The sequence below is a fragment of the Pseudomonas sp. FG13 genome (assembly GCF_057809755.1).
Genome location: NZ_JBMDKO010000007.1, coordinates 130,567 through 144,305, shown reverse-complemented (window position 1 = coordinate 144,305; position 13,739 = coordinate 130,567). Strand labels below are relative to the sequence as shown.

At 61.9% G+C, this 13,739-nt stretch carries 12 protein-coding genes; 8 read left to right on the top strand and 4 right to left on the bottom strand.

The annotated features are described in order from the left end of the window. Positions 1-154 precede the first annotated feature (154 nt). From ACODTO_RS09440 to ACODTO_RS09425, 4 genes are all read right to left on the bottom strand, one after another. The gene (locus tag ACODTO_RS09440; RefSeq protein ID WP_041023160.1) at positions 155-439 is read right to left on the bottom strand and encodes a YceK/YidQ family lipoprotein; all 285 of its coding nucleotides are present in this window, start codon (positions 437-439) and stop codon (positions 155-157) included. Next, positions 432-1,079 (bottom strand): flavin prenyltransferase UbiX, encoded by a 648-nt coding sequence (gene ubiX, locus ACODTO_RS09435; RefSeq protein WP_175363185.1) that lies wholly within the window; start codon positions 1,077-1,079, stop codon positions 432-434. The genes ACODTO_RS09440 and ubiX overlap by 8 nt, the downstream gene beginning before the upstream one ends. Continuing rightward, a complete protein-coding gene (gene mpl / locus ACODTO_RS09430) occupies positions 1,076-2,425 on the bottom strand; it encodes a UDP-N-acetylmuramate:L-alanyl-gamma-D-glutamyl-meso-diaminopimelate ligase (RefSeq protein ID WP_175386583.1) in 1,350 nt (449 codons plus the stop codon). The genes ubiX and mpl overlap by 4 nt, the downstream gene beginning before the upstream one ends. A gap of 190 nt (positions 2,426-2,615) precedes the next feature. Further along, positions 2,616-4,523, bottom strand: a complete 1,908-nt coding sequence (locus ACODTO_RS09425; RefSeq protein ID WP_175363186.1) for a sigma-54-dependent Fis family transcriptional regulator — start codon at positions 4,521-4,523, stop codon at positions 2,616-2,618. A gap of 471 nt (positions 4,524-4,994) precedes the next feature. Between ACODTO_RS09425 and exaC the strand changes: the two genes are divergently transcribed. The 8 genes from exaC to ppa all read left to right on the top strand — a co-directional run bounded on the left by exaC (position 4,995) and on the right by ppa (position 13,568). Further along, the gene (gene exaC / locus ACODTO_RS09420) at positions 4,995-6,515 is read left to right on the top strand and encodes an acetaldehyde dehydrogenase ExaC (RefSeq protein WP_053191367.1); all 1,521 of its coding nucleotides are present in this window, start codon (positions 4,995-4,997) and stop codon (positions 6,513-6,515) included. A gap of 237 nt (positions 6,516-6,752) precedes the next feature. After that, entirely contained in the window at positions 6,753-8,123 is a 1,371-nt protein-coding gene (gene eat / locus ACODTO_RS09415) for an ethanolamine permease (RefSeq protein WP_139649177.1), read from the top strand. 242 nt (positions 8,124-8,365) lie between these two features. After that, positions 8,366-9,760 (top strand): ethanolamine ammonia-lyase subunit EutB, encoded by a 1,395-nt coding sequence (locus tag ACODTO_RS09410; protein ID WP_024780098.1) that lies wholly within the window; start codon positions 8,366-8,368, stop codon positions 9,758-9,760. An 11-nt stretch (positions 9,761-9,771) separates the two neighbouring features. Further along, on the top strand, positions 9,772-10,596 hold the full coding sequence (gene eutC, locus ACODTO_RS09405; RefSeq protein ID WP_053191469.1) for an ethanolamine ammonia-lyase subunit EutC: 825 nt from the start codon (positions 9,772-9,774) through the stop codon (positions 10,594-10,596). Positions 10,597-10,702: 106 nt separating this feature from the next. Next, positions 10,703-11,167, top strand: a complete 465-nt coding sequence (locus ACODTO_RS09400) for a GNAT family N-acetyltransferase (protein ID WP_024780096.1) — start codon at positions 10,703-10,705, stop codon at positions 11,165-11,167. A 296-nt stretch (positions 11,168-11,463) separates the two neighbouring features. Then, on the top strand, positions 11,464-12,111 hold the full coding sequence (locus tag ACODTO_RS09395) for a DedA family protein (RefSeq protein WP_139649173.1): 648 nt from the start codon (positions 11,464-11,466) through the stop codon (positions 12,109-12,111). 6 nt (positions 12,112-12,117) lie between these two features. Beyond that, positions 12,118-12,930: a M90 family metallopeptidase gene (locus ACODTO_RS09390; protein WP_175386577.1), complete on the top strand. Its 813-nt coding sequence runs from the start codon at positions 12,118-12,120 to the stop codon at positions 12,928-12,930. A gap of 110 nt (positions 12,931-13,040) precedes the next feature. Further along, a complete protein-coding gene (gene ppa / locus ACODTO_RS09385) occupies positions 13,041-13,568 on the top strand; it encodes an inorganic diphosphatase (protein ID WP_139649169.1) in 528 nt (175 codons plus the stop codon). The last annotated feature ends 171 nt before the right edge of the window (positions 13,569-13,739 follow it).

Below are 13,739 nucleotides of genomic sequence, written 5' to 3'. Positions count from 1 at the left end.
TGCTGAAACAGGATTTTCAGCAAGCAAACTGTGGGAGCAAGGCTTGCCCGCGATGAAGTTGACGCGGTTCTTGCCTTGGAACCGAGGCGGCCGCATCGCGAGCAAGCTTTGCTCCCACAGAAAGTGCCCTCGCCATAAGGCCAGGATTCGGTGATTACAACCCACCCGTCGCCTGAAACCCCACTCCCATCGCCGTAAACAACGACAACGGCAATAACAAGGTGTCGAGCAACGCACTGCCCGGCAGATCGACGCCAGGATAGCTCGGGGCTTCGGCGCCAAAGCGATCCTTGGCGCAGCAGCCACCGTTGAGGGCGTAAAGATCCAGGCGAGTACCCGCATACACCACCGGTGCGCCAGGCTTGGCGGCGTCCAGGGTGCGGGCGGTGGCGCAGCCGGTCAGTTGCAGCGCCAGCAGAACGATCAACAGCTTATTCATCACTGCTCAAATGGTGCTCGCCCCAGCGCGGCAACATGTCCTGGGGGATATTCATCAGGTTGAGAATCCGCGCGACCACGAAATCGATCAGATCGTCGATGGTCTGCGGCTGGTGATAGAAGCCCGGCGAGGCCGGCAGGATGGTCACGCCCATGTTCGACAACTTGAGCATGTGCTCCAGGTGAATGCTCGAATACGGCGCCTCCCGCGGCACGAGGATCAACTGGCGGCGCTCCTTGAGCGTCACGTCCGCAGCCCGTTCGATCAGGTTGTTGCAGGCCCCGGTGGCAATCGCCGACAGCGTGCCGGTGGAACACGGCACCACCACCATGGCCGCCGGCGAGCCGGAGCCCGACGCCACCGGCGACATCCAGTCTTCCTTGCCGTACACCCGGATCTGCCCCGCCGCCGCCCCGGTGTATTCGGTGAGGAAGGCCTGCATCATCTGAGTCTTGGCCGGCAGGGTCACGTCGGTTTCCGTGGCCATCACCAACTGCGCGGCCTTGGAAATGAGAAAGTGCACCTCACGGTCTTCTCGCACCAGGCAATCGAGCAGGCGCAAGCCGTACTGGGCGCCGGACGCACCGGTCATCGCCAGCGTGATGCGCTCCGGACCATTGCTCTCGAAGCGAGTGTTCATTGCAGCGCCTCAGCCAGTTTGCCGTGCAGGCCGCCGAAGCCGCCGTTGCTCATGATCACCACGTGGGTGCCGGGCTGGGCCTGGCTCTTCACGCGCTCGATGATGCCTTCCAGGGAATCGCTGACAATCGACGGCACCGTGCACAGTGCGGCCGTGGCCCCCAGGTCCCAACCGAGGTTGGCCGGCGCATACCAGATCACCTGATCGGCATCGACCACGCTTTCCGGCAGGCCATCGCGGTGGGCGCCAAGTTTCATCGAGTTGGAGCGCGGCTCGATGATCGCGATCAGCGGCGCATCGCCAATACGTTTGCGCAAACCGTCGAGGGTGGTGGCAATGGCGGTCGGATGGTGGGCGAAATCGTCATAGATGGTGATGCCGTGCACTTCGGCGACCTTTTCCATGCGACGCTTGACGCTCTTGAACGCACTCAATGCGGCAATGCCCATCGACGGCACCACACCCACATGACGCGCGGCCGCCAAGGTAGCCAGGGCGTTGGCGACGTTGTGCTGGCCGGTCAATTCCCACTCCACGACGCCTTGGGACTGGCCTTCGAACATCACCTCGAACTGCGAACCATCTTCCTTCAGCAACTTGACTTGCCACTGTCCGCCCGCGCCGGTGGTCTGCACCGGGGTCCAGCAGCCCATTTCGATGACCCGCTGCAAGGCCGGCTCGGTGGTCGGGTGAATCACCAGGCCTTCGCTTGGAATGGTGCGCACCAGATGGTGGAATTGCCGCTCGATGGCCGCCAGATCAGGGAAGATGTCCGCGTGATCGAATTCCAGGTTATTCAGGATCGCCGTGCGCGGGCGGTAGTGGACGAATTTCGAACGCTTGTCGAAAAACGCACTGTCGTATTCATCGGCTTCGATCACGAAGAACGGCGTACCGCCCAGGCGCGCCGACACCGAGAAATTCTGCGGCACACCGCCGATCAGGAAGCCCGGACTCATGCCCGCGTGTTCCAACACCCAGGCGAGCATGCTGCTGGTGGTGGTCTTGCCGTGGGTACCCGCCACAGCCAGGACCCAACGCCCCTGCAACACATGGTCGGCCAGCCACTGCGGCCCGGACACATACGGCAGGCCTTTGTTGAGCACGTACTCCACCGCCGGGTTGCCACGGGACATGGCGTTGCCTATGACCACCAGGTCCGGTGCCGGGTCCAGTTGCGCCGGGTCATACCCCTGGGTCAGCTCGATGCCCTGAGCTTCCAGTTGGGTGCTCATCGGCGGGTAGACGTTGGCGTCGGAACCGGTCACATGATGGCCCAGCTCCTTGGCCAGGACCGCCATCGAACCCATGAAAGTGCCGCAAATACCGAGAATATGGATGTGCATAGTCGACCTCGTAAAACATGGCCGCAGGTTAGCGTAGGGAGGGGGAAATCGCACCTTGTCTTTCGACTTGTGGGAGCAAGGCTTGCCCGCGATGAACGATAACGATGACGCGGACTTTCATGGAATCGTGTCAAGGCTATCGCGGGCAAGCCTTGCTCCCACAGGGCTTCGGTGCCTGGAGGAGCGGTGATCAGCGAGCGATCGCGTGTTTGCGCAGTTTCCGGTAGAGGGTATTGCGGCTGATGCCCAGTTGCTCGGCCGTGTTGGTCATGTGCCAGCGGGTCTGTTCCAGCGCATTGAGCAACGCCAGACGTTCCGCATCCTCCAGCGGATGTTCGGACGCGGGTGTTTCCTCCAATGCCGGGCGTGCCTGGCGAATCATCGCCGGCAGGTCGTCCAGACCGACCCTGCCACCGTCGCACAACGCGGCGAGGGTGCGCAGGACGTTGCGCATCTGCCGCACGTTGCCCGGCCAGTCGAACGCCAGGAGCGCCCGGCGCGCCGGTTCGTCGATGAACACCGTCTCGGTGCCGCTTTCTTCGGCCAGCAGAAAGTCCAGCAACTGCGACTTGTCGCTGCGCTCGCGCAACGCCGGCAAAGGAATTTCCAAGCCGTTGAGCCGGTAGTACAGGTCCTCGCGGAAGCTGCCGTCCTGTACCCGCTCAAGTAATTGCCGGTGGGTGGCGCTGATGATGCGCACGTTCACCGTCTCGGGCTCGCCACCGATGGGCACCACCTGACGATCCTCCAGCACCCGCAGCAAGCGGGTCTGCAAGGCCAAGGGCATGTCGCCGATTTCATCCAGGAACAAGGTGCCGCCGTCGGCCTGTTGCAGCTTGCCGCGCATGCCCTCCTTGCGGGCACCGGTAAAGCTGCCACCGCGATAGCCGAACAGCTCGCTCTCGATCAGGCTTTCGGGGATGGCCGCGCAATTGAGGGCAACGAAGTTTTTCCCGGCGCGCTGGCTGGCGTGATGCACGGCCTTGGCGAAGGCTTCCTTGCCGCAACCGGTTTCCCCATTGATCAGCAGCGGCACATCGCGCTCGAACACCCGCAACGCCTTGCGGAAATGCTCCTGCAGTTGCGCATCCCCCAGGCAGATGCCCGTCAGTCGCGCAGGCTCCATGGCTTTGGGCGCCGGGACAAGCGGAACCGGGATGCTACGAGGCTGACCACGCAGCACCGCGAACAAATGCCGACCATCACGGGTGCGCAGCGGCCAACTGGCGCTGGCCTGGGCGCTGGCCCGGCCCAGCAACTCGTCCAGTGAACAATCGAAAAACGCCTCTACCGGCTGGCCCAGCAAGCCACCACGAATGCGCCCCAGCAGGTTGAGTGCGCTCTGGTTGACGGCGCTGATCCGCCCTTCTCCATCGAACGCCAGCAGCCCTTCGCTGAACAACCCCACGGACTCGGCCTGCAGATGAAAGCGCAGCAGCCATTGATTGTCGAAGCAGCGCAGGAAATAGCAGCTCTCGATCATCTTCGCCGAGAGATTGACCAGCGCCATGGTGTGGAACTGGCTCTGGCGCGACACGTCCGGCCGGGCCGAGGACACGTCGAGCACCGCCAGCAGTTCGCCATGTGGGTCGAACACCGGGCTGGCCGAGCAGGTCAGGCCGGTGTGGCGACCACGAAAATGTTCTTCCTGATGGATGGTCAACGCCTGGCGCTCCACCAGGCAGGTGCCGATGCCATTGGTGCCTTCGCAGGCTTCGCTCCAATCGGCACCGAGCCAGAGGCCGGCCCGTTCGAAAATCTTGCGCTCGCTGGGAGCGGTGACGCAGTTGAGGATCACGCCCCGGGCGTCGGTGAGCAGCACCGCGTGGCCGGCGCCGGACAATTGCTGGTGCAGGCTGGTCATTTCGGAACCGGCAATGTGCAGCACTTGCTGCAGACGCTCGCGGCTTTCCAGCACCCGGCCATGCTCAAGCACCGTCGGCGCCAGGTTCTGGGCTGGGTCCAGGTGATAGTCCTCGAGGCAGCGCAGCCAGGAACGGGCAATCGACGGATCGCTGCCGGGTCCTTGCAGATGGGCCTTGCCCTGGGTAACTGTCAGGACCTGCTGGGCATGGCGACTCAAATGGTTGCTGTGCATTTCTTATTATTCTCCCCGAAGGTTGCGGCCTTGCTGGAGTCACTGCTGAACACCTAGCCCCAGGTAAAGGGTTGTTTCTGTGGGAGCAAGGCTTGCCCGCGATTGCCTTGGCGCGGATCACAGTTAGACCGCGTCATCGTTCATCGCGGGCAAGCCTTGCTCCCACAGGATGCCCGACGTCTCCATCGATACTTGGGCAACTCACAGATTGCCCCAGCATCCTCCAGGCACAAGCGCTTTGCAATGCTGGCGTGACCCGTCGGTCAACGGCCGTCTCACAATTGGCACAAAGTGTCACATCCTCTGTATCGCAATCGTCACGCGGGGCCTCCATTGGTCCGAAGAAATCCCCTCAACGTCTTGATTTCCGGGCTCTGCACGGCAATGGCCCGACCTTTGCTCTAGGCTTAAATACCAGCGCTCAATTTGCGCGGCCTCCCGTATAAGCACAAAAGCCAAGGAGAACTCACCATGCGTTACGCTCACCCCGGTACTGAAGGCGCTATCGTCTCGTTCAAGAGCAAATACGGTAACTACATCGGCGGCGAGTTCGTCGCGCCTGTCAAAGGTCAGTACTTCACCAATACTTCCCCGGTCAATGGCCAGCCCATTGCCGAATTCCCGCGTTCCACGGCCGAAGACATCGAAAAAGCCCTGGACGCCGCCCACGCCGCTGCCGATGCCTGGGGCGCCACCTCGGTCCAGGCCCGTTCGCTGATCCTGCTGAAAATCGCCGACCGCATCGAACAGAACCTCGAAACCCTGGCGATCACCGAATCCTGGGACAACGGCAAGGCCGTGCGCGAAACCCTCAACGCCGACATCCCCCTGGCCGCCGACCACTTCCGCTACTTCGCCGGTTGCCTGCGGGCCCAGGAAGGCAGCGCCGCCGAGATCGACGGCAACACCGTGGCCTATCACATCCACGAGCCGCTGGGCGTGGTCGGGCAGATCATCCCGTGGAACTTCCCGCTGCTGATGGCCGCCTGGAAACTCGCCCCGGCCCTGGCCGCCGGCAACTGCGTGGTGCTCAAGCCCGCCGAGCAAACCCCACTGGGCATCTGCGTGCTCATGGAACTGATCGGTGACCTGCTGCCGCCCGGCGTGCTGAACGTAGTGCAAGGCTTCGGCAAGGAAGCTGGCGAAGCCCTGGCGACCAGCAAGCGCATCGCCAAGATTGCCTTCACCGGTTCGACCCCGGTCGGCTCGCACATCATGAAATGCGCCGCCGAGAACATCATCCCGTCCACCGTGGAACTGGGCGGCAAGTCGCCGAACATCTTCTTTGAAGACATCATGCAGGCCGAGCCGAGCTTCATCGAGAAGGCCGCCGAAGGTCTGGTGCTGGCGTTCTTCAACCAGGGTGAAGTCTGCACCTGCCCGTCCCGCGCCCTGGTGCAGGAATCGATCTACGACGAATTCATGCAAGTGGTGATGAAGAAGATCGAGCAGATCAAACGCGGCGACCCGCTGGACACCGACACCATGGTCGGCGCCCAGGCGTCCGAGCAGCAGTTCGACAAGATCCTCTCGTACCTGGAAATCGCCAAGGGCGAAGGCGCCCAGTTGCTGACCGGCGGCCAGGTGGAAAAACTCGAAGGCAACCTCGCCAGCGGGTACTACATCCAGCCGACCCTGCTCAAGGGCACCAACAAGATGCGGGTGTTCCAGGAAGAAATCTTCGGCCCGGTGGTGAGCATCACCACCTTCAAGGATGAAGCCGAAGCCCTGGCGATCGCCAACGACACCGAGTTCGGCCTCGGCGCCGGCCTGTGGACCCGCGACATCAACCGCGCCTACCGCATGGGCCGGGCCATCAAGGCCGGTCGCGTCTGGACCAACTGCTACCACCTCTACCCGGCGCACGCCGCGTTCGGCGGCTACAAGAAATCCGGCGTGGGTCGTGAAACCCACAAAATGATGCTCGATCACTACCAGCAGACCAAGAACCTGCTGGTGAGCTACGACATCAATCCGCTGGGCTTCTTCTAAGCCTGGAGCTGATCGTTCCCACGCTCTGCGTGGGAACGCCTCAACGGACGCTCTGCGTTCGGCTTCAAGGAGCGCGGAGCGCCCCAGGCTGCATTCCCACGCGGAGCGTGGGAACGATCGACAAGAAGTCCTCCATCCACACCATAGAATCAATGCCCTGTCGCTGGCATGAGCTTTGCGTATCCGCTGCACACCCCTACTGAAAGTCCAACAGATCAAAAAGAACAGCGAGGACTTATGACAACTAATACCCAACTCAAACCCACACTCGGCACCCTCCATTTATGGGGCATCGCCGTCGGCCTGGTGATCTCGGGCGAATACTTCGGCTGGAGTTACGGCTGGGGCACCGCGGGGACCCTCGGGTTTCTGATCACTGCGCTGATGGTGGCGCTGATGTACACCTGTTTCATCTTCAGTTTTACCGAACTGACCACCGCGATCCCCCACGCGGGCGGGCCGTTCGCCTACAGCCGGCGGGCCTTTGGCGAGAAAGGCGGCCTGATTGCCGGGATCGCCACGCTGATCGAATTCGTCTTTGCGCCACCGGCCATCGCCATGGCCATCGGTGCTTACCTCAACGTGCAGTTTCCGGATCTGGACCCCAAGATCGCAGCGGTCGGCGCCTACATCGTGTTCATGACTCTCAACATCCTCGGCGTCAGCATCGCCGCGGCGTTCGAGCTGGTGGTCACTGTGCTGGCGGTGGCCGAACTGCTGGTGTTCATGGGCGTGGTCGCACCGGGTTTCAGCTTCAGTAACTTCGTGCTCAACGGCTGGTCTGGTGCAAACGAGTTCAGCCTCGCTTCAATTCCGGGCATTTTTGCGGCGATCCCCTTCGCGATCTGGTTCTTCCTCGCCATCGAAGGCGCGGCCATGGCCGCCGAAGAAGCCAAGGACCCGAAACGCACGATTCCCCGTGCCTACGTCAGCGGCATCCTGACCCTGGTGTTCCTGGCCATCGGCGTAATGATCATGGCCGGTGGCGTGGGCGACTGGCGCCAGCTGTCGAACATCAACGACCCGCTGCCCCAGGCCATGAAAGCCGTGGTCGGCAATAACTCCACCTGGATGCACATGCTGGTGTGGATCGGCCTGTTCGGCCTCGTGGCAAGCTTCCACGGGATCATCCTCGGCTACTCGCGGCAGTTCTTCGCCCTGGCCCGGGCCGGCTACCTGCCACGGAGCCTGGCGAAACTGTCGCGCTTCCAGACCCCGCACCGGGCGATCCTGGCCGGCGGCGTCATCGGCATCGCGGCGATCTACAGCGATGGCCTGGTGAACCTGCAGGGCATGAGCCTGACGGCGGCGATGATCACCATGTCGGTGTTCGGCGCCATCGTGATGTACATCATCAGCATGCTCAGCCTGTTCCGGTTGCGTAAGGTCGAACCGAACCTGGAACGCACCTTCCGCGCCCCGGGCTACCCCATCGTGCCGGGCATCGCGCTGTTCCTGGCCGTGGTGTGCCTGGTAGCAATGGCCTGGTTCAATACCCTGATCGGGCTGGTGTTCCTCGCCTTCATGTTCGTTGGCTATCTGTACTTCCAACTGACCGCCAAACAACGCTCCGATGCCCCGGCGGACGCTATGCTCACAGGTATCTGACAGTGCACCGGCGCCGGGCCCCATGGCCGGCGCCAGCCTTATGGAAGTGCACGCAGAGCCTGCCGGGGGACTGAGTTCCTTGTCTGAACGCAAGTTCCCCCTGTGGGAGCGAGCCTGCTCGCGATAGCGGTGTATCAGTCGACAAATGTTTTACTGACCCTCCGCTATCGCGAGCAGGCTCGCTCCCACACGGGTTTCTGCGGTGTACTTGAGTTATCAAGAGAACCAGGAGGACACCGCCCATGGCCGCATTCGCCCATTCCGTCGGCGCCCAGACCTATCGTTTCGACAGCCTCAAAGAGCTGATGGCCAAAGCCAGCCCGGCGCGTTCCGGGGATTTCCTTGCCGGTGTCGCGGCGCTCAACGACGGCGAGCGCGTGGCCGCGCAAATGGCCCTGGCTGACCTGCCCCTCAGCCATTTCCTGCAAGAAATGCTGATCCCCTACGAAGCCGACGAAGTCACCCGGCTGATCGTCGACACCCACGACAAACACGCCTTCGCCGTGGTCAGCCACCTCACGGTCGGCGGCTTTCGCGACTGGTTGCTCAGTGACGCCGCCGACGAACACAGCCTGCGGGCACTGGCCCCCGGCCTGACCCCGGAAATGGTCGCCGCCGTGTCCAAGATCATGCGGGTTCAGGACCTGGTGCTGGTGGCGCAGAAAATCCGCGTGGTGACGAAATTCCGCGGCACCCTCGGCCTGCGCGGACGCTTGTCCACGCGCCTGCAACCGAACCACCCCACCGACGAACCGGCCGGGATCGCCGCGAGCATCCTCGACGGCCTGCTCTACGGCAACGGCGACGCCATGATCGGCATCAACCCGGCCACCGACAGCACGGCCTCGATCTGCGCCATGCTGGAAATGCTCGACGCCATCATCCAACGCTACGACATCCCGACCCAGGGCTGCGTGCTGACCCACGTCACCACCTCCATCGAAGCGGCCAACCGTGGCGTGCCCCTGGACCTGGTGTTCCAGTCCATCGCCGGCACCGAAGCGGCCAATGCCAGTTTCGGCATCAACCTCAACGTGTTGAAAGAGGGCTACGACGCCGGGCTCAGCCTCAATCGCGGCACCCTGGGCAACAACCTGATGTATTTCGAAACCGGCCAGGGCAGCGCCCTGTCGGCCAACGCCCACCACGGAGTGGATCAACAGACCTGTGAAACCCGGGCCTACGCCGTGGCACGACATTTCAACCCGTTCCTGGTCAACACCGTTGTAGGCTTCATCGGCCCGGAATACCTGTACAACGGCAAACAAATCATCCGTGCCGGCCTCGAAGACCACTTCTGCGGCAAGCTGCTGGGCGTGCCGATGGGTTGCGACATCTGCTACACCAACCACGCCGAAGCCGACCAGGACGACATGGACACCCTGCTGACCTTGCTCGGCGTGGCCGGGATCAACTTCATCATGGGCATCCCCGGCTCCGACGACATCATGCTCAACTACCAGACCACCTCGTTCCACGACGCCCTCTACGCCCGCCAGACCCTGGGCCTGAAGCCGGCGCCGGAGTTCGAGCAATGGCTGGCAAACATGGGCATCTTCACCCAAGCCGACGGCCGGGTGCGGTTCGGCGACAACCTGCCTCCGGCGTTTCGTCACGCCTTGGCTCACTTGGGATGAGTGACCTGCCGATGGACAAAAAACCTGTCGATTCGCAAAACCCCTGGCTGGAACTGCGCCGCCTGACCCCGGCGCGCATCGCCCTGGGCCGCACCGGCACCAGCCTGCCCACACAGGCGCAACTGGACTTCCAATACGCCCACGCCCAGGCGCGGGATGCGGTGCACCTGGCGTTCGACCACCAGGGCATTCGTGCCCAATTGGCCGAGCGCGGCCGCGAGAGCCTGTTGCTCCACAGCGCCGCCAGCGACCGCAACAGCTATCTGCAGCGCCCGGACCTGGGCCGACGCTTGGATGAAGCCTCGGCGCAGGCGCTGGACGATTACGCGGCGGCCCATCCTGGCGGCGTCGACCTTGCCATCGTGGTGGCCGACGGCCTGTCGGCGCTGGCGGTGCATCGCCATACCTTGCCATTCCTGGCGCGCCTGGAAGAACAGATCGCCGCCGACGGCTGGTCAGTTTCACCGGTCATCCTGGTGGAACAGGGCCGGGTCGCGGTGGCCGATGAAGTGGCTGAACGCCTTGGGGCAAAAATGTCAGTGATCCTGATTGGCGAACGCCCCGGCCTCAGCTCGCCCGACAGCCTGGGCCTGTATTTCACCTACAACCCCAAGGTCGGCCTGACCGACGCCTATCGCAACTGCATCTCCAATGTCCGGCTCGAAGGCCTGAGCTACGGCATGGCGGCCCATCGCCTGGTCTACCTGATGCGCGAGGCCTGTCGCCGACAGCTTTCCGGGGTCAATCTGAAGGACGAAGCCCAGGTGCACACTCTAGAGTCGGAAAACGGTGCCGATATGAAAGGTAATTTCCTACTGATGCCGCCCCAAAGCTGATCCGTAGATCCATTGCGTTTTTGATCCGCTTTCAGGCAGCATCAAAAGCACGGCAGCGCGCCGTTGTTGTCAGACTCTGTGTCGACCTTTGTAAACGAGACTTGCCATGCGGATTATTCAAGCGACCCTGGAACACCTGGACCTGCTGACCCCATTGTTCGTCAAATACCGGGAATTCTATGGCTCGCTGCCATACCCGGACTCGTCCCGGGCCTTTCTCGAAAAGCGCCTGCGCCGCAAGGAATCGGTGATCTACCTGGCCCTGCCCGATGACGACGACAGCAAGCTGCTGGGCTTCTGCCAGCTCTACCCAAGCTTCTCGTCGCTGTCCCTCAAGCGCGTGTGGATCCTCAACGACATCTACGTCGCCGAAGACGCCCGCCGCCAACTGGTGGCCGACCACCTGATCCGCACCGCGAAAAAAATGGCCAAGGAAACCAACGCCGTCCGCATGCGCGTCTCCACCAGCAGCAACAATGAAGTGGCGCAGAAGACCTACGAGTCCATCGGTTTCAAGGAAGACACCGAGTTCAAGAACTACGTGTTGCCAATCAGCGAAGATCTCACCTGAATGCCACTGATCGTTCCCACGCTCCGCGTGGGAACGCCGCCAGGGACGCTCAGCGTTCCGCTTCAGCAAAGGTGACGCAGAGCGTCACAGGATGCATTCCCACGCGGAGCGTGGGAACGATCAATCGATATTGCAAAAACCGAAATCCCCCGCAACAAACTCAACACGCCCATCACATTCCAGCCCGTATAATCCCGATCTTTCCGGCTTGTAAGGAAAAGCTACAAACCCAGTAGTCTTACTCAAAGCCAGACCCACAAGCCCGCCCAACCCGGCCGTCATCACAGGTGTATTGCATGGATTTCAATCCCCTCGACCTCATTCTGCATCTCGATGTGTACCTCGACATGCTGGTGACCAACTACGGCACGTGGGTTTACGCCATCCTGTTCCTGGTGATCTTCTGTGAAACCGGCCTGGTGGTAACGCCATTCCTGCCCGGTGACTCGCTGCTGTTCATCGCCGGCGCCGTAGCCGCAGGCGGCAGCATGGACCCGGTGCTGCTGGGCGGCCTGCTGATGCTGGCGGCGATCCTCGGCGACAGCACCAACTACCTCATCGGCCGCACCGCAGGCGAGAAGCTGTTCAGCAACCCCAACTCGAAAATCTTCCGCCGCGACTACCTGCAACAAACCCACGACTTCTACGACAAGCACGGTGGCAAGACCGTGACCCTGGCGCGCTTCCTGCCGATCATCCGCACCTTCGCGCCCTTCGTCGCCGGCGTGGGGAAAATGCCCTATGCGCGCTTCTTCGGCTTCAGCGTGCTCGGCACGGTCCTGTGGGTCGGTGGCCTGGTCACCCTCGGCTACTTCTTCGGCAATGTACCCTTCATCAAGCAGAACCTGTCGCTGCTGGTGGTGGGCATCATTCTGGTATCGCTGTTGCCAATGATCATCAGCCTGGTCCGCAGTAAACTGGGCCAGCGTGCTTCGAAAGCCTGATCGCCCATGTGGTCCCTGAGCAACTGGCGCCGCCAACGCACCCTCGCCAAGCATCCCGTGGCCGAGGACACCTGGCAGCGCGTGCGTCATCACCTGAGCTTCCTCGACGGCATCAGCGCCGCCGAGGACCAGTGGCTGCGTGAAGCCTGCGTGCTGTTCCTGCGGGACAAACACCTGACCGCCCTGCCCGGCGTCGAATTGCATCAGGAACAACGCCTGCTGCTCGCCGCCCAGGCCCAATTGCCGCTGATGCACCTGGGCGAGCTGAACTGGTACCAGGGCTTCCACGAAATCGTCCTCTACCCCGACGACTTCCTCAGCCCCCAGCGCCATCGCGACGCCAGCGGCATCGAACACGAATGGGACGGCGAACACAGCGGCGAGGCCTGGCCCCAAGGCCCGATCATCCTGGCCTGGGACGGCGTGCTCGCCAGCGGGGGCTGGGACGGCTACAACCTGGTGATCCACGAACTGGCGCACAAACTCGACATGCTTAACGGCGACGCCAACGGCCTGCCACCGCTACACGCCGATATGCGGGTCAGCGACTGGGCCGAAGCCATGCAACAGGCCTTCGACGACCTCAACCGCCAACTGGACCATAACCCCGACGCCGAAACCCTCATCGACCCCTACGCCGCAGAAAACCCGGCGGAGTTCTTCGCCGTCACCAGCGAATACTTCTTCAGCGCCCCGGACCTGCTGCACCAGGCGTACCCGAAGGTCTATGCCCAACTCAAGGCGTTCTACCGCCAGGATCCTTTGGCCCGGCTGCGGCAACTTCAGGCCGAAGATCCGGTCTATCAGGCGTCATACTAAGGTCTCTAAGACCCTGGTAACGTGGCATCGATGGCTGAATATGCCTATAATCGCCGCCACTTTTGGTCAATCCGACCAGCCTTTTGGTCAACTAACGGGGACACCGCCCAATGAGTTACAGCAAGATTCCGGCTGGCAAAGACCTGCCGAACGACATCTACGTTGCGATCGAAATTCCGGCCAACCACGCCCCGATCAAATACGAAATCGACAAGGACAGCGATTGCCTGTTCGTTGACCGCTTCATGGCCACCCCAATGTTCTACCCGGCCAACTACGGTTACATCCCCAACACCCTGGCCGACGACGGTGACCCCCTCGACGTGCTGGTCGTGACCCCTTACCCAGTGGCCCCTGGCTCGGTCATCCGCGCCCGTCCGGTCGGCATCCTGAACATGACCGACGACGGCGGCGGCGATGCCAAAGTCATCGCAGTGCCACACGACAAACTGTCGCAACTGTACGTCAACGTGAAGGAATACACCGACCTGCCAGCGCTGCTGATCCAGCAGATCGAACACTTCTTCGAGAACTACAAAGACCTCGAAAAAGGCAAGTGGGTCAAGATCGAAGGCTGGGCCGGTGCTGACGCCGCTCGCGAAGCGATCACCAAGTCGGTTGCCGCCTACAAAGGCTGAAACTGATTTAAAGAAGAACCCCGGTTTGCACCGGGGTTTTTTTATGCCTTAATAGCGCTTAATACGAAAATGTATTAACAGTGTTTAATTGCGTTTATCCCACCGCTTTCAAATCCTGCAAACGGAAAGATCGTCTTATAAATTTGAACGACTTGTTTATTGCTCAAAACA

Bases quoted from the DNA above. Each gene is read 5' to 3' on its own strand.
- ACODTO_RS09440 (WP_041023160.1), bottom strand. From the start codon at position 439: ATGAATAAGCTGTTGATCGTTCTGCTGGCGCTGCAACTGACCGGCTGC.
- ubiX (WP_175363185.1), bottom strand. From the start codon at position 1,079: ATGAACACTCGCTTCGAGAGCAATGGTCCGGAGCGCATCACGCTGGCG.
- mpl (WP_175386583.1), bottom strand. From the start codon at position 2,425: ATGCACATCCATATTCTCGGTATTTGCGGCACTTTCATGGGTTCGATG.
- ACODTO_RS09425 (WP_175363186.1), bottom strand. From the start codon at position 4,523: ATGCACAGCAACCATTTGAGTCGCCATGCCCAGCAGGTCCTGACAGTT.
- exaC (WP_053191367.1), top strand. From the start codon at position 4,995: ATGCGTTACGCTCACCCCGGTACTGAAGGCGCTATCGTCTCGTTCAAG.
- eat (WP_139649177.1), top strand. From the start codon at position 6,753: ATGACAACTAATACCCAACTCAAACCCACACTCGGCACCCTCCATTTA.
- ACODTO_RS09410 (WP_024780098.1), top strand. From the start codon at position 8,366: ATGGCCGCATTCGCCCATTCCGTCGGCGCCCAGACCTATCGTTTCGAC.
- eutC (WP_053191469.1), top strand. From the start codon at position 9,772: ATGGACAAAAAACCTGTCGATTCGCAAAACCCCTGGCTGGAACTGCGC.
- ACODTO_RS09400 (WP_024780096.1), top strand. From the start codon at position 10,703: ATGCGGATTATTCAAGCGACCCTGGAACACCTGGACCTGCTGACCCCA.
- ACODTO_RS09395 (WP_139649173.1), top strand. From the start codon at position 11,464: ATGGATTTCAATCCCCTCGACCTCATTCTGCATCTCGATGTGTACCTC.
- ACODTO_RS09390 (WP_175386577.1), top strand. From the start codon at position 12,118: ATGTGGTCCCTGAGCAACTGGCGCCGCCAACGCACCCTCGCCAAGCAT.
- ppa (WP_139649169.1), top strand. From the start codon at position 13,041: ATGAGTTACAGCAAGATTCCGGCTGGCAAAGACCTGCCGAACGACATC.